Origin of the sequence: Variovorax sp. CCNWLW235 (assembly GCF_037204085.1) — a bacterium.
Classification (GTDB): Bacteria; Pseudomonadota; Gammaproteobacteria; order Burkholderiales; family Burkholderiaceae_C; genus Variovorax.
Genome location: NZ_JBBCBW010000033.1, coordinates 1 through 14,999, shown reverse-complemented (window position 1 = coordinate 14,999; position 14,999 = coordinate 1). Strand labels below are relative to the sequence as shown.

Genomic DNA, 14,999 nt, shown 5'->3' with positions numbered 1-14,999 from the left:
GCTGCTAGGCGCCTGGTGCGGCATGGTCTGCCGGGGTGCTTGCCTCCAGCAGCGCGAGCCATTCGGCGCCCACGCGCATCGGCAGCGCGAGCAGGATCTGTCCCATGCCCTTGCCGAGTGCATCGTTGCGCAGCGATGCCATGCCCCCGCCGCCCAGCGCCTGTTCGCAGACGAAGTTGAAGGAACAGATCCCCGGCACTTCGTAGCGTGTGACGGGGCCCTTGACCAGATGCGCGAGCCATTCGGCCACGCGCCCCTCGGTCAGTTGCTCGCGCAGCAGCGGCAGCAGGGCAGGATGGCGCGCGATGACGCCGATGTTGGAGGTGTCGCCCTTGTCGCCGCTGCGCGCCCAGGCGAGTCGGATGAGCGGGACTTCGACGATGCCGGCATCGCCGTCGAAGGATGCAGCCTGCGGTTCGGCAATGCTCGGCGGCGGCGTTGGCGAGAACGTCTCTTCGCCGGCAGCCGGCCCCGCATCGCGCGGCACTTCGATGCGCTGCCCATCGATCGCCACGCGCGCTTCCACCTTCGACTTGTCGAGCAGGAACGCGTACTGGCGAATCGACGGCGACACCGGCGAGCGCCCACCGCCGGCCCCGGTGGTGCCCGGTGCCCACGAAGTGCCGGCCGGGGCCACTTCGCGCGCGAAGAGCTCCAGCGCTTCCTTGCGCGGATGCGTGACCGCAATCCGGAGCACAGCCTCGCGCGTTTGCGTTGCGCACGCGTGCGGCCCGTAGCAAGACTCCGCGCCAAGCACCTCGAGCTGCGTGCCGCTGTACGGACCGAAGCCATGCTGCGCAAACAGCGTGCTCGTGCGCGCGAGGATCGCCTCGCCCGTGCGTTGCGCCTTGGCCACCGCATCGAAGCCGACGATGGTGAGCTGCGATGCGGCCTTGAACCCATCCACATAGGTGGCGCAGACCTTGTAGCTTGCGGTGGGTGCGCGGCCGCGCGCGCCGTGCACGCGCACGCGGTGTTCGCCCGCCTGTTCGATGCGCACCTGCGTGAAGTCCGCCACCACGTCGGGCAGCAGGTAGGCCGAGGGGTCGCCGATTTCATAGAGCATCTGCTCGCCGACCACCGCCGGCGTCACCTTGCCGCCGGTGCCCGCGGGCTTGGTGACGACAAAGCGGCCGTCGGCATGGCACTCGACGATCGGGTAGCCGATGTTCGGCCAATCGGGCACAGTGTCCCAGTCGGTGTGCAGGCCACCCGTGGCCTGGCAGCCGCATTCGATGATGTGGCCGGCGAGGCTGCCGGCCGCGAGCAGGTCGTGGTCGCCGGGCTGCCAGCCGAACTCGTGCATCAGCACGCCAAGCGTCACGGCCGAGTCGACGCATCGGCCGGTGATGACCACCTGCGCACCCCCATCCAGAGCTGCCTGGATGGGCCTTGCGCCCAGATACGCGTTGGCCGTGAGCACGCGCTCGGGCAGCGGTGCGCCGCTTTGCAGTTCGCGCACCGCGGGCTGTTGCTGCCGAAGCTGCGGCAGAAGCGGCAAGACGTCGTCGCCGCTTACCACCGCGATCTTCAATGCAATGCCTTGCTCGGCGGCGAGTGCGGCAAGCGCATCGGCGCAGCCCTGCGGATTGACGCCGCCCGCGTTGCTCACCACGCGGATGCCTTGCTGCACGACGTCCTTCAGCACTGCCTTCATCGCAACCGAGACGAAGTCGGTTGCGTAGCCGAGCTCCGGCTTCTTGAGCCGCGCACCCGCGAGGATCGACATGGTGAGCTCGGCCAGGTAGTCGAACACCAGGTAGTCGATCTGCCCGCTGGCCACGAGCTGCGGCGCCCCCACGCTGCTGTCGCCCCAGAAGCCCGATGCACCGCCGATGCGCACGACGCGGTTCATCGGCCGCTCCACTGCGGCTTGCGCTTTTCGCGAAAGGCAAGCTGGCCCTCCGCCGCGTCTTCGGTCAGTGCAAAGAGGCCGATCTGGCTTTCGGTGAACGCCATCGATTCCTCGAAAGCCATCGCTTCGATTTTCTTCATGGTGTACAGGCCGCGCCGTATGGCGGCCGGCGACTTGTCGAGCAGGCGGCCGAGCAGCCAGTCGACCGTTGCATCGAGGTCGTCGCTCACGTGGTTGACCAGCCGGTACTCGAGCGCCTGTGCGGCGGTGATCGGTTCGCCGGTGATGCACATCTCGGCCAGCACGCGACGCGGCAGCAGGTTGCCGAGCACGCTGAGCACCTGCGCGGGAAAGAGGCCGACCTTGACCTCGGGAAGCCCGAACACGGCCTGGCTGCTGGCCACGGCCATGTCGCACATGCCCATGATCCCCATGCCGCCCGCCATGCAGGCGCCGTTGACGCGCGCGATCAGGGGCACAGTCGATTGGCGTGCCTGGCGAAAGAGGTTCGCAAAGCCCTGGTGAGGCTCCGCATAGTCGAACTTGAAGGAGGTGCCGCTCTGCAGGTCGGCGCCGGCGCAGAAGGCGCGCGTGCCGCTGCCGGTAATGACGACGGCGCGCACCGCGCGGTCCTGGTTGGCGCGCGCCAGTGCGTTCGACATTGCCGAGAGCACGCCCGCGCTGATGGCGTTGCGGCGCTCTTCGCGGTCGATGGTGAGCCACATCACGGGCCCGCGCATCTCCTCGCGCAGTTCCTCGCGCAGTTTTGGGGCTGAAGGGGCTTCGGCCATCGTTTGGGTCCTTCGTTGCAAGGTCTGGAATTCGACCCCCTAGCGTGGCCCGAAAAAAAAGCCGCAACATGCGGCTTGTGGCTGAAGCGGCCCGGGTTTTCCCTAGAAGGCCGAACCGCTTTCAGGTGCGTTCTGAGCGCTTCTTCTTACTTCAGCAGGCCTTCGGCCTTCATTGCCTCCTGAACGGCGGGGCGGGCAGCAACGCGCGCGTGCCATGCCTGCACATTGGCGAAGTCCGAAATGTCGACGCCGGTGGGCTTGGTCCAGTTGGTTACGGTGAACAGGTAGCCGTCGGCCACGCTGAAGTGGTCGCCCATCAGGTACTGCTTGTCGGCGAGCTGGCCGTCGAGCCACTGGTAGCGCGACTTGAGCTTGTCCTTGAAGATGGTCTTGGCTTCTTCGGGCATGGCCGGGTTGAACAGCGGGCTGTAGCCCTTGTGCATTTCGGTGCCGATGAAGGTGAGCCACTCTTGCAGGCGATAGCGCTGCAGCGTGCCGGCGGCCGGCGCGAGGTTCTTGGTGGGCGCGAGATCGGCAATGTACTGGACGATGGCCGGGCCTTCGCGCAGGCGCGTGCCGTCGTCGAGCTCGAGCAGCGGCACATAGCCGAGCGGGTTGATGCCGTAGTAGTCGGTGCCGTCCTGCAGCTTGTGGCTCTTGGTGCTGGCCAGCACAGGTTCGAAGGCAAGGCCGGCTTCGTGCAGCGCGATGTGGGGCGAAAGCGAACAGGCGCCGGGCGAGTAATACAGCTTCATGCGAGGAATCTCCGAAGGATGTGGATAGCGAAAAATCTTTGGACCGCCTGCATGCTAGCGGGTTTCACGATGCGCGTTTTGTCCTACGGCTGCTCGCGCGCGCCGACTATCGGTGCGGCGGCGGGCCCTTTCTAAGCTCGCCGCAACGGTGGGGTGGCCCACCACAAGGAGTTTCAGATGTTGAAGTACGCGATCATCTTTGCGGTCATCTCGCTGGTGGCCGGTGTCCTGGGCTTCGGCGGCGTTGCTGCCGGCGCGGCCGGTATTGCCAAGCTGCTGTTCGGCCTGTTCCTGGTGCTGGCGGTGATCTTCGTGGTTCTTGCGGCGCTGGGAATCGGGGCAGTCAAAAAGGCAATCGATTGATGCACGGCCTTCTTCCGCGGTGGCCGCGTGCGCGTCCGTTGGGCGTGCTGCTGCAGAGCCCGGCCCACCGCGTGATGCGGGTGCTGCTGGTGACGCAAACGCACTGGCAGCTTCCTGAGCACCGCTCGCGCCGCCGGCGCGCCTGAACCCCGATCGACAACAACAAACCACCCAAGGCGCGCATGCACATCTCCCATATCGAGGCGGAACTCGGCTACGAAGTCAGCGCGCCCGCGCACATGCAGCTCAACATCGAGGCTGCGCAGGCAGGCTCGCAGGCGGTGATCAGCGAAGCGTTGACCATCGAGCCGCCGACGGAGGTGCAGGTGTATTGCGACGAGTCGAGCGGCAATCGCTTCGTGCGCTTCGATGCACGGCCTGGCCCGCTGAAGATCCGCTACAAGGCGACCGTGCAGCGCAGGCAGGTCGACGTGCCGCTCGATCTGCAGGAGGTGCCGGTCAACGAGGTGCCGAACGAAATACTCCACTACATGATGCCGTCGCGTTACTGCGAGTCGGACCTGATGTCGCGCTGCGCACAGCAGCTCTTTGGCGATCTCGCGCCGGGCATCGGCCGGGTGCAGGCCATCGTCGATTGGATTCACGACAGCATCACTTATGAGCCGGGCAGCAGCGACTCGACGACCACCGCACGCGAAGTGTTTGTGGAACGCGCGGGCGTGTGCCGCGACTTTGCGCACCTGGGCATTACCTTCTGCCGCGCACTGAACATTCCGGCGCGGCTGGTGGTGGGCTACGTGTGGTTCGACGAACCGCCGCAGGATTTCCACGCCGTCTTCGAAGCCTGGCTCGGCGGTCGATGGGTGCTGTTCGACCCGACTCGCATGGCGCCGGTCGACCGGCTGGTGCGGGTGGGCACCGGGCGCGATGCCAAGGATGTGGCCTTCTGCACGATATTCGGCGCCGTAGCGATGACGGGCAAGACGCTGGTCATTCGCGAGCTGCAGGACGAGAGCGTGGCGCCGCCGGCCGAGCCCGAGCCCACGGGTGCGCTGGTGGGCATCGAAAAGCCGGTGCCTGTGGTGGAACTGGCGGCCGCTGCCGATTAGGCCTTGTGCAGCCTTGTTTGTTTGCTATCAAATATATAGCACAAGCAAGATGATGAGCATGGGTCCGAGGCTTTTACAAAGCAATTAACCACGTTGCCCCCATTCCAGGCGCAAAGCAGCACCCCCGATTAAAATTGGTGCCCCCTTTGCGCAGCGCACGCGTCAGTGCGCCCCTCTCTCATGCTGTATCCCGAAGAATTCGATGTCATCGTCGTTGGCGGTGGCCATGCCGGCACTGAAGCCGCGCTTGCTGCTGCCCGCATGGGCGCCAAGACGCTGCTGCTCTCCCACAACATCGAGACGCTGGGGCAGATGAGCTGCAATCCATCCATCGGCGGCATCGGCAAGGGCCACCTGGTGAAAGAGGTCGATGCGCTGGGCGGCGCGATGGCCATTGCAACCGACGAGGCTGGTATCCAGTTTCGCATTCTCAATTCAAGCAAGGGCCCGGCCGTTCGCGCGACCCGCGCGCAGGCCGACCGTGTCTTGTACAAGGCAGCGATTCGCCGCCGCCTGGAGAACCAGCCGAACCTGAGCCTGTTCCAGCAAGCAGTAGACGACCTGATGGTGGAGGGCGACCGCGTGGTGGGTGCCGTCACGCAGGTGGGCATTGCCTTTCGCGCGCGCACCGTGGTGCTTACCGCCGGGACTTTTCTCGATGGCCGCATTCACGTCGGCCTCGACAACTACCAGGCCGGGCGCGCGGGCGACCCGCCGGCCATCAGCCTGTCGGCGCGGCTCAAGGAACTGAAGCTGCCCCAGGGCCGCCTCAAGACCGGCACGCCGCCGCGGCTCGACGGCCGCACCATCAACTTTTCGAAGTGCACCGAACAACCGGGCGACGGCATGCCAGGCGGGGCAGGGCCGATGCCGGTGTTCAGCTTCATGGGCCGTGTCGACATGCACCCGCAGCAAATGGCCTGCTGGATCACACACACCAATGAGCGCACGCACGACATCATTCGCTCCGGCTTCGACCGCAGCCCGATGTTCACCGGCAAGATCGATGGCGTCGGTCCGCGCTACTGCCCGAGCGTGGAAGACAAGATCAACCGCTTTGCCGACAAGGAAAGCCATCAGATCTTTCTGGAGCCCGAAGGCCTGACGACCAACGAGTACTACCCGAACGGGATTTCGACCAGCCTGCCGTTCGACATCCAGTACCAGCTCGTTCGCTCGATGCCCGGGCTGGAGAACGCGCACATCCTGCGGCCGGGCTATGCCATCGAGTACGACTACTTCGATCCGCGCGAGCTCAAGAGCAGCTTCGAGACCCGTGCAATCAAGGGCCTGTTTTTTGCCGGCCAGATCAACGGCACCACCGGCTATGAAGAGGCCGCGGCCCAAGGTTTGTTTGCCGGCATCAATGCCGCGCTTCAATGCCGGGGCGAAGAGGCTTGGCTGCCGCGCCGCGATGAAGCGTACTTGGGCGTGCTGGTCGACGACCTCATTACAAAGGGCGTGACTGAGCCGTATCGCATGTTCACCAGCCGCGCGGAGTTCCGGCTGCAGCTGCGCGAAGACAACGCCGACATGCGCTTGACCGAAGCGGGGCGCAAGCTCGGCTTGGTCGGCGACGAGCAATGGGATGCTTTCAGCCGCAAGCGCGATGCTGTTTCACGTGAAACACAACGGCTCAAGTCGATCTGGGTGAATCCGCGCAACTTGCCAGCGGCGGAGTCAGAGCGCGTGCTGGGCAAGGCCATTGAGCATGAGTACAACCTGGCCGATCTGCTGCGCCGTCCCGATGTGAGCTACCAAACATTGATGTCGCTCGACGGTGGAAAGTACAGCGCGGCCTCGGCGCTCAGCGAAACGGAGATCGAGCAGATCGAAATCTCGGCCAAGTATTCCGGCTACATCGAGCGGCAGCACGACGAAGTAGAGCGCGCTGCGCACTTCGAGAACCTGCGGCTGCCGGCGGATTTCGACTACAGCCAAGTCAAGGCTCTGAGCTTCGAGGTTCGCCAGAAGCTCGACAAGCACCGGCCCGAAACGCTGGGCTTGGCTTCGCGCATCTCGGGCGTAACGCCCGCTGCAATTTCGCTGTTGATGATCCATCTGCGAAAGGGCGGCCACAAGGCGTTCAACCGCGACGCCGCCACGGAAGCGACTGCAGAATCGCAGCCCACCCAATGAGCGCGCCCATCGAAACGCTGCGCCAAGGCGCGGCAGCCTTGGGCACCGCTTTGTCCGACAAGCAGGCGGAACAGCTGCTGGCTTACGGCACGCTCATGCTCAAGTGGAACAAGGTCTACAACCTGACGGCCCTGCGTGACCCGGCCAGCGTGCTGACTCACCATCTGCTCGACAGTCTGGCGGCGGTAATGCCGCTGCAGCGTGAGTGGGCAGGGAAGGGGAAGCTGCTCGACGTCGGATCGGGCGGCGGGTTGCCGGGCGTGGTGATCGCCATCATGCGGCCGGATCTCGATGTGAGCTGTCTCGACGCCGTCGCCAAGAAGGCGGCCTTCGTTCAACAGGTGGCTGCCGAGCTTGAGCTGCCCAATCTGCGCGGCCTTCATGCGCGGGTCGAGTCGCTCACCGGCAGCTACGAAATCATCAGCTCCCGCGCCTTTGCTTCGCTTCCGGATTTCTTCAACGGATCGAAACACCTGCTGGCGTCCGGCGGCGTTTGGCTGGCCATGAAAGGCAAGGTACCAAGCGACGAACTTGCCGTGCTGCCCCAAGGCACTGCAGTGTTTCACGTGGAACAACTGACCGTTCCGGGCCTGGATGCGGAGCGCTGCATCGTCTGGGCGCGCAAAGAAACGGCCTGATCCGGCAAAAAAGAAGCGGCGGCGCTGGTGAAAGCCGGCACCGAACGCTCCTTGCGGCACCTGCCTCGCTTAGACTCGACGCCTCCCCCTGGCTCTCTTTTTCGAGGCAAATCCCATGTTCGGCATTGCTGACTACGGCGCATTCGTTGTTGCCATCGTCCTCTTTCTCCTGATTCCCGGTCCGGGCAACCTGGCGCTGATTACCTCGACCAGCAAAGGCGGAATCCGCGGCGGACTGGCGGCCACCTTCGGCGTGATCATTGGCGACCAGTTCCTCATGTGGGCGGCGGTGGCGGGCGTGTCGGCTGTGCTGGCTGCTTACCCGACCGCCTTTGCGGCCGTGCAGTGGCTGGGTGCGGCCTACCTTGCCTGGCTCGGCTTCAAGATGCTGCTCGCCAAGCCCGGCGCAGCGCCGATTCTCAACATTCGCCCCAGCCACTTCTTGCGTCAGGCGCTGATGATCACCTTGCTCAACCCCAAGGCAATCGTGTTCTACATGGCCTTCTTTCCGCTCTTCGTCGATCCGGCGCGCCACCAGGGCGTGGTCACTTTCGGCGCCATGGCGGTAACCATTGCAGTGCTCACCTTTCTGTACGGCCTCACGTCCACGCTGCTCACGCACTTTCTGGCCGAACGCATCCGTGCCAATCCGCGTATTTCAGGCGCCCTTGAAAAGCTCGCGGGTGTCTTTCTGATTGCCTTCGGCGTCAAGCTCGCCATTTCCCGCTGATCTCCACATGGCCAAGATTTTCTGTATTGCCAACCAGAAGGGCGGCGTCGGCAAGACCACCACCACCGTCAACCTTGCCGCCGGCTTGGCCAAGGTCGGCCAGCGGGTGCTGATGATCGACCTCGATCCCCAGGGCAATGCAACCATGGGTTCGGGCATCGACAAGCGCCAACTGGAAATGACGGTGTACGACGTGCTGCTCGAATCGGCCTCCGTGGCCGAGGCGCGCGTCAAGGCCGACAAGCTGGTGGAGGGCGGCTGCGGCTATGACGTGCTGGGCGCCAACCGCGAACTGGCGGGCGCCGAGGTGGAAATGGTGGCACTCGACCGCCGCGAGAAGCGTCTGCGCACCGCGCTGGCCGCCGTTGGCGCCGAGTACGACTTCGTGCTGATCGACTGTCCGCCGAGCCTGAGCCTGCTCACGCTCAACGGCCTGTGCGCCGCCCATGGCGTGATCGTGCCGATGCAGTGCGAGTACTTTGCGCTCGAAGGGCTGACCGACCTGGTCAACACCATCAAGCAGGTGCACGCCAACCTCAACAAGAACCTGCAGATCATCGGCCTGCTGCGCGTGATGTTCGATCCACGCATCACGCTGCAGCAGCAGGTGAGCGAGCAGCTCAAGTCCCACTTCGGCGACAAGGTGTTCGATACGGTCATTCCGCGCAACGTGCGGCTTGCCGAGGCGCCGAGCTACGGACTGCCCGGCGTGGTGTTCGATCCGGCCGCCCGCGGCAGCCAGGCCTTCATCGCCTTTGCCAAAGAACTGGTCGAGAAGATGCCGCCCGCCAGCGCATTCGCCTCGGGCGCGGTGGCGCCTCCTATCGCAGAGGTGGCGCCGGTCGCCCCGGCCGCGCCCAACTTGGCGATTCCCGACGACGTGCTGGCTCCGGCGGCCACGCCCGATTCCGAAAAAAGCATCTGACGCCGTCCGCGATGGACGTGTGCATTCCCATTCGTAGCAAATGACAATCCCCCGCATCCTGTTGCTGCCGGGCTGGCAGAACAGCGGCCCCGGCCATTGGCAAACCCGTTGGGAGTCGCTGTATGGCGACCACCGTGTCGAGCAGCATGAGTGGATGCACCCCCTGCGCGGCGACTGGTCCGCACGGCTCGAGGAAGAAGTGCTGGCGGCTCCCGGCCCGGTGGCCTTTGCGGCGCACAGCCTTGGCTGCATCCTGGTGGCCGCCTGGGCTGCGCACTCGCGCAACACGCACAAGGTGCGCGGCGCATTGCTGGTCGCGCCCGGCGACCTCGAACGCGACGACCTGCGCCAGCTGATTCCCGGCTGGGCGCCCATCGTGCGCAAGCCGCTGCCGTTTCCGGCGGTGCTGACCGCCGCCAACGACGATCCGTACTGCGACGCCAAGCGCTCCCGCCAGATGGCGGCCGACTGGGGCGCGCGCTTTGTCGACGCCGGCGCGGGCGGCCACCTGAACGCCGAGTCCGGCCTGGGCGACTGGCCCGAAGGCCGGCAACTATTGAACGAAATCTCGAAAGACAAGCACTGATGGCGACCAAGAAACCCAAGGGTCTGGGGCGCGGCCTCGAAGCGCTGCTCGGCCCCACGGCCGCACCCGCCGCCGACAACAGCAACGGAACGGAAGAGGGCGCCGCGGCGCAGAACCCGAACACGCTGATGCTCGACCAGATGGTGGCCGGCGTTTACCAGCCGCGCACCCGCATGGACGAAGGTGCGCTGTACGAACTGGCCGAGAGCATCAAGGCGCAGGGCATCATGCAGCCGATCCTGGTGCGCCGACTCGACGAGACATCTGCCGCCGCCAAGAACGCCGAGTACGAAATCATTGCCGGCGAGCGCCGCTTCCGGGCCGCCAGGCTGGCGGGCCTCGACCGGGTGCCGGTGCTGGTGCGCGACGTGCCCAATGAGGCCGCGGCGGCCATGTCGCTCATCGAGAACATCCAGCGCGAAGACCTCAACCCGCTCGAAGAAGCCCAAGGCCTGCAACGCCTGGTCTCGGAGTTTGGGCTCACTCACGAAGCTGCCGCACAGGCAGTGGGCCGCTCGCGCAGCGCCGCCAGCAATCTGCTGCGCCTGCTGAACCTGGCGGAGCCTGCGCAGCAGATGCTGATGGCCGGCGACATCGATATGGGCCACGCCCGTGCCCTGCTGTCGCTGGACCGCGGCACGCAGATCACCGCCGCCAACCAGATTGCCGCCAAGAAAATGTCGGTGCGCGAGGCCGAGTCGCTGGTGAAGCGGCTTGCCGCCGAGTTCACGCTGACCCCATCGCGCCGCGGCAACGACGGCGAAAAGTCGCGCGACCTTCAGCGCGTGGAAGAAGAGCTGGCCGACCTGCTCACCGCCGAGGTCGAGGTCCGCATCAAGAAGCGCAGCAAGCGCGGCGGCAAGGTCGAGGAGAGCGGGGAACTCGCCATTCACTTCGGCTCCATCGAGGCGCTCAACGGCCTGATCGAACGCATCCGCCGAACGGCCTAGCCAGCGGGCTGCGGCTCGGACTTTTGCGCAATTGTTTCTTGCAATCTTTTACGCGTATCCTCTCCGCTGATTTTCAAATCGCAAATCTCGAGGAGAGGGAGTCCTTCATGAAATTCAACAAGTTTCCGGTCGCGGCCGTGGCCGTGGGCGCGCTGCTGCTGACCGGCTGCGTGACCACCGACATGCAGATGGGCAGCCAGTCTGCCAAGACCACGGCGACCGGCAGCGCTGCCGGTTCGGCAACCGCAGGCGAGAGCAGCCAGCTCGAGCGCTGCGAATCGCCGCTCGGCACCGTCTCGCTCATCGAGAACGTGAACTCGGGCTGGTACACCATCCTCACCGGCGAATACCGCCTGCCGCCCACGGCCAACCTGCTGCGCCTCTTGGTGCAGCAATCGAACTGCTTCGTGGTGGTCGAGCGCGGCGCAGCGGGCATGAACGCCATGAACCGCGAACGCGCGCTCATGCAATCGGGCGAAATGCGCGGCGGCAGCAACTTCGGCCGCGGCCAGATGGTGGCTTCCGACTACGGCCTTTCGCCCGAGATCGTGTTCAGCAACAGCGACGCGGGCGGTATCGGCGGCGCCCTGGGCGGCCTGGTCGGCGGCAACCGTGGGCGCGCCCTGGCTGCGGTCGGCGGCAGCATGCAGACCAAGGAAGCCAGTGCGCTCCTGACGCTCATCGACAACCGCTCCGGCGTGCAGGTTGCGGCCTCGGAAGGCAGCGCCTCCAAGACCGATTTCGGCGCCTTCGGCTCGGTATTCGGCGGCCGTGCCGGCGGCGGCCTCGGCGGCTACACCAACACGGCGCAAGGCAAGGTAATTGCCGCGGCCTTCATGGACGCGTTCAACCAGATGGTTCGTTCGCTGCGCAACTACAAGGCGCAGACGGTGCGCGGCCAAGGCCTCGGCGGCGGTGGTCGCCTGGGCGTGGACGGCGGCGCTGCGCCGTCGCAGACCTCGGCGCCGGCGGAGCAATCCGCGCCGGCCCGCCGCCGCAGGTAACGCACGGCCATCGGTCGACAAAAAGCCCGGCGCTCTTGCGAGTCGCCGGGCTTTTTTCTTGTTCTTGAACTGATCAGAGCGCGAAGATCTTGCCTGGATTCATGATGTTCTTGGGATCGAGCGCGCGCTTGATCGTGCGCATCATGTCGATGGCGCCCACACCCGCTTCCGTCACCAGAAAGTCCATCTTGTGCAGCCCCACGCCGTGCTCGCCGGTGCAGGTGCCTTCGAGTGCCAGCGCGCGGCTCACCAGGTCGTGGTTGAGCTTCTCGGCCTTCACGCGCTCTTCGGGAATGTTCGGGTCGAGCAGGTAGCCGAAGTGGAAGTTGCCGTCGCCGACGTGGCCGACCAGGAAGTAGGGGATGCCGCTGGCATCGGCCTCGGCCACCGAGTCGAGCAGGCAATCAGCCAGGCGCGAGATCGGCACGCAGGTGTCGGTGGAGATCACGCGGCAGCCGGGGCGCGACTGCACGGCCGCAAAGTAGCTGTTGTGCCGCGCGGTCCACAGGCGGGTGCGTTCTTCCGGCGTGCTGGCCCATTCGAAGGCGTTGCCGCCGTGGCCGCTGGCGAGCTCCTGCACGGTCTCGGCCTGTTCCTTCACGCCGGCCGGCGAGCCGTGGAATTCCATCAGCAGCATCGGCTCTTCGCGCAGGTTGAGCTTGGCGTAGGCGTTCACCATGCGCACCGTGTTCACATCGATGAGTTCCACGCGGGCAATCGGCACGCCGAGCTGAATGGTTTCGATGGTGGTGCGCACCGCGGCCTCGATGCTCGGAAACGAGCAGATCGCGGCCGACACGGCTTCGGGCAGCGGGTAGATGCGCAGCGTAACTTCGGTGACCACGCCCAGCGTGCCTTCGCTGCCCACCATGAGGCGCGTGAGGTCGTAGCCGGCGGAAGATTTCTTCGCGCGCGTGCCGGTGCGAATGACGTCGCCGCTGGCCGTGACCACCTCGAGCGCGAGCACGTTCTCGCGCATGGTGCCGTAGCGCACCGCATTCGTGCCGCTCGCGCGCGTGGCCGTCATGCCGCCGATGGAAGCGTCCGCACCCGGATCGATGGGAAAGAACAGGCCCGTGCTCTTGATCTCTTCATTGAGCTGCTTGCGCGTGACGCCTGGCTGCACCGTGACCGTGAGGTCGTCTGCGTTGACCGACAGCACCTTGTTCATGCGCGACACGTCGATGCTGATGCCGCCCTGCACCGCCAGCAGATGGCCTTCGAGCGATGAACCCACGCCGAAGGGGATGACCGGCACGCTGTGCTCGCTCGCGAGCTTCACGGCGTCGGCCACGTCCTGCGTGCTTTCGGCAAACACCACGGCCGAAGGGGGCGGGGCGTCGAACGACGACTCGTCGCGGCCATGCTGCGTGCGCACCGCCATGGCCGTGGAACAGTTGGCGCCGAAGCGGGCCTTCAGCCCCTCGATGAGGGCGGCGGGCACGTCGCGCAGATGAAGCTCCGGCAGCAGGTGCGAGGTTTGGGTCGGGGCGTTCATCGGGTGTCTCCTGAATGATGTGGATGCGGGGGCTCTGTTCGGTCATTTTACGGAGCGAGCACCATAATGCGCTTCGGAAAAAGCCATGAACCCTACGACGCTCGCTGCCCTTGCAGCATTTCCCTCACTGCTCGAAGCCCATTACGCGATCATTCCGGAGGCGCACCGCCACTGGGCCCCGCGCTCATGGGACGGCGTGCCCAGCGAGGCGTTCACGGCGATCGAGCAGCTGTGCCATGTGCGGGACATCGAGATCGAGGGCTACCACGAGCGCTTTCGCCGCACGCTGCAAGAAGACAACCCCACGCTGGCGTCGATCGACAGCGAACCGCTTGCCATCGAACGGGCCTACGGCAAGGCCGACGCGGCACAGGTGCTGGCCGAGTTCCGCATTGCACGCGCGCGGACCATGGAAATCATCTCGCAGCTGAGCGACGCGCAACTCGCACGCCCGGCCGTGTTCGAGGGCTACGGACCGCTCACCATGCGCAGCCTCATTCATTACCTTTGCAGCCACGACCAGCAGCATCTTGCGGGCCTGCAGTGGCTGCTCGGCAAGATCGACGCGTCCAGGGTCGGGCCGTAGAAAAACACAAGAACAGGAGCGCCCATGGGCAACCGACTTTCGCAGATTGCGACCCGCACCGGCGACGATGGCACCACAGGCCTCGGCGACAACACCCGCGTGCCCAAGGATCACTTGCGCGTGCATGCCATGGGCGACGTGGACGAACTCAACTCGCAGATCGGCCTGCTGCTGTGCGAACCCATGCCAGAGCCCGTGCGCGAGCTGCTGGTCGACGTGCAGCACCAGCTCTTCAACCTGGGCGGCGAGCTTTCGATGCCGGGCTACACACTGCTGAAGGCCGATGCGCTGCTGCAACTGGACAACGCCCTTGCCGAGCACAACGCCGCCTTGCCGCGCCTGGCGGAATTCATCTTGCCCGCAGGCACGCGCGCGGCCTCGCTCGCGCACGTGTGCCGCACGGTGGCACGGCGTGCCGAGCGCGCGGTGGTGGCACTCGGTGCCACGGCCGAACTCAACGACGCATTGCGCCAGTACCTCAACCGGCTCAGCGACCTGCTCTTTGTGCTTGCACGTGTGCTCAACCGCATGAATGGCGGCGACGACGTGTACTGGAAGAGCGAGCGCATGGCGCGCGCAGCGGCCGCCGATGCCAACGACGAAGGAAGCCCATCATGAAGAAGATGCCCGTCCATGCCCACGCCCTGGCCATTGCGGCTGCAGCGGCCCTGCTGCTGTCCGTGCCCACCGTGCATGCGCAGAGCGCGGACAACCCGCCCAAGGCGGAGCGCGCCCACACGCTCAATCCGCCGCCGCGCGACAGCAAGGTCGTCAACAGCGTGCAGCGCGGCACCAACGCCGCGGGCCGAGGCATCGATCGCGCGGAAGACGCAACGCGGCGTGGTGTCAACAACGTATCGGAAAAAGCGAGCCGGCCTGTGCGCCGAGTGGGCGAGTCCTTCGGGCGCAAGCTGGCGCCGGGTTCCACCGGGCGCACTGCGCCGCCGCCTGTGGGGCCGCAAGGGAACGCGCCCTGATTGAAGCTCCTTCCGGGGCGGTTTCGTCTTGAGGGTGTGCGGCGCGCTTCGTTCGTGGTGCGCACCCGCCGACGGGGTACCTTTCTCCGCGAATGTCCCCCGGCCTGCGGCCTCCTCCTTTATTTCGCTGCG

The 14,999-nt window shown here is 65.7% G+C and carries 17 protein-coding genes; 13 read left to right on the top strand and 4 right to left on the bottom strand.

The annotated features are described in order from the left end of the window. Positions 1–4 precede the first annotated feature (4 nt). The 3 genes from V9L21_RS24735 to gstA all read right to left on the bottom strand — a co-directional run bounded on the left by V9L21_RS24735 (position 5) and on the right by gstA (position 3,401). Positions 5–1,855, bottom strand: coding sequence for an acyclic terpene utilization AtuA family protein (locus V9L21_RS24735; RefSeq protein ID WP_337315433.1), 1,851 nt, complete (start codon positions 1,853–1,855; stop codon positions 5–7). Beyond that, positions 1,852–2,646 (bottom strand): enoyl-CoA hydratase-related protein, encoded by a 795-nt coding sequence (locus V9L21_RS24730; RefSeq protein ID WP_337315432.1) that lies wholly within the window; start codon positions 2,644–2,646, stop codon positions 1,852–1,854. The genes V9L21_RS24735 and V9L21_RS24730 overlap by 4 nt, the downstream gene beginning before the upstream one ends. Before the next feature lie 146 nt (positions 2,647–2,792). Further along, positions 2,793–3,401, bottom strand: coding sequence for a glutathione transferase GstA (gstA, locus tag V9L21_RS24725; protein ID WP_337315431.1), 609 nt, complete (start codon positions 3,399–3,401; stop codon positions 2,793–2,795). A gap of 177 nt (positions 3,402–3,578) precedes the next feature. Here gstA and V9L21_RS24720 point away from each other — a divergent pair, with 177 nt between their 5' ends. The 10 genes from V9L21_RS24720 to V9L21_RS24675 all read left to right on the top strand — a co-directional run bounded on the left by V9L21_RS24720 (position 3,579) and on the right by V9L21_RS24675 (position 11,806). Then, positions 3,579–3,764 carry a DUF1328 domain-containing protein gene (locus tag V9L21_RS24720; RefSeq protein ID WP_126746582.1) on the top strand — a complete coding sequence of 62 codons (186 nt, stop codon included), beginning with the start codon at positions 3,579–3,581 and terminating at the stop codon, positions 3,762–3,764. Continuing rightward, a complete protein-coding gene (locus tag V9L21_RS24715; RefSeq protein ID WP_337315430.1) occupies positions 3,764–3,910 on the top strand; it encodes a hypothetical protein in 147 nt (48 codons plus the stop codon). Before V9L21_RS24720 ends, V9L21_RS24715 begins: the two co-directional genes overlap by 1 nt. A gap of 36 nt (positions 3,911–3,946) precedes the next feature. Continuing rightward, positions 3,947–4,834: a transglutaminase-like domain-containing protein gene (locus V9L21_RS24710; RefSeq protein WP_337298671.1), complete on the top strand. Its 888-nt coding sequence runs from the start codon at positions 3,947–3,949 to the stop codon at positions 4,832–4,834. Positions 4,835–5,014: 180 nt separating this feature from the next. Next, on the top strand, positions 5,015–6,973 hold the full coding sequence (mnmG, locus tag V9L21_RS24705) for a tRNA uridine-5-carboxymethylaminomethyl(34) synthesis enzyme MnmG (protein ID WP_337315428.1): 1,959 nt from the start codon (positions 5,015–5,017) through the stop codon (positions 6,971–6,973). Next, a complete protein-coding gene (gene rsmG, locus V9L21_RS24700) occupies positions 6,970–7,611 on the top strand; it encodes a 16S rRNA (guanine(527)-N(7))-methyltransferase RsmG (protein WP_337315427.1) in 642 nt (213 codons plus the stop codon). Before mnmG ends, rsmG begins: the two co-directional genes overlap by 4 nt. 115 nt (positions 7,612–7,726) lie before the next feature. Next, entirely contained in the window at positions 7,727–8,341 is a 615-nt protein-coding gene (locus V9L21_RS24695; RefSeq protein WP_258503178.1) for a LysE family transporter, read from the top strand. 7 nt (positions 8,342–8,348) lie between these two features. Further along, positions 8,349–9,266 carry a ParA family protein gene (locus V9L21_RS24690; protein WP_337315426.1) on the top strand — a complete coding sequence of 306 codons (918 nt, stop codon included), beginning with the start codon at positions 8,349–8,351 and terminating at the stop codon, positions 9,264–9,266. 40 nt (positions 9,267–9,306) lie between these two features. Beyond that, positions 9,307–9,852, top strand: coding sequence for an RBBP9/YdeN family alpha/beta hydrolase (locus tag V9L21_RS24685; RefSeq protein ID WP_337315424.1), 546 nt, complete (start codon positions 9,307–9,309; stop codon positions 9,850–9,852). Then, positions 9,852–10,802, top strand: coding sequence for a ParB/RepB/Spo0J family partition protein (locus V9L21_RS24680; protein ID WP_337315423.1), 951 nt, complete (start codon positions 9,852–9,854; stop codon positions 10,800–10,802). The genes V9L21_RS24685 and V9L21_RS24680 overlap by 1 nt, the downstream gene beginning before the upstream one ends. Before the next feature lie 107 nt (positions 10,803–10,909). Further along, the gene (locus V9L21_RS24675) at positions 10,910–11,806 is read left to right on the top strand and encodes a CsgG/HfaB family protein (RefSeq protein WP_337315421.1); all 897 of its coding nucleotides are present in this window, start codon (positions 10,910–10,912) and stop codon (positions 11,804–11,806) included. A 73-nt stretch (positions 11,807–11,879) separates the two neighbouring features. Here V9L21_RS24675 and V9L21_RS24670 read toward each other — a convergent pair whose 3' ends face one another. Beyond that, positions 11,880–13,304 (bottom strand): FAD-binding oxidoreductase, encoded by a 1,425-nt coding sequence (locus V9L21_RS24670; protein WP_337315420.1) that lies wholly within the window; start codon positions 13,302–13,304, stop codon positions 11,880–11,882. An 85-nt stretch (positions 13,305–13,389) separates the two neighbouring features. On the opposite strand from V9L21_RS24670, the gene V9L21_RS24665 reads away from it, so the two are divergent. Genes V9L21_RS24665 through V9L21_RS24655 form a run of 3 tightly spaced genes read left to right on the top strand, consistent with a single transcriptional unit; the run spans position 13,390 to position 14,867 of the window. After that, positions 13,390–13,890 carry a DinB family protein gene (locus V9L21_RS24665; RefSeq protein ID WP_337315418.1) on the top strand — a complete coding sequence of 167 codons (501 nt, stop codon included), beginning with the start codon at positions 13,390–13,392 and terminating at the stop codon, positions 13,888–13,890. Between the two features lie 24 nt (positions 13,891–13,914). Then, positions 13,915–14,508, top strand: coding sequence for a cob(I)yrinic acid a,c-diamide adenosyltransferase (locus V9L21_RS24660; protein ID WP_337315417.1), 594 nt, complete (start codon positions 13,915–13,917; stop codon positions 14,506–14,508). Further along, positions 14,505–14,867 (top strand): hypothetical protein, encoded by a 363-nt coding sequence (locus V9L21_RS24655; protein ID WP_337315416.1) that lies wholly within the window; start codon positions 14,505–14,507, stop codon positions 14,865–14,867. Before V9L21_RS24660 ends, V9L21_RS24655 begins: the two co-directional genes overlap by 4 nt. The last annotated feature ends 132 nt before the right edge of the window (positions 14,868–14,999 follow it).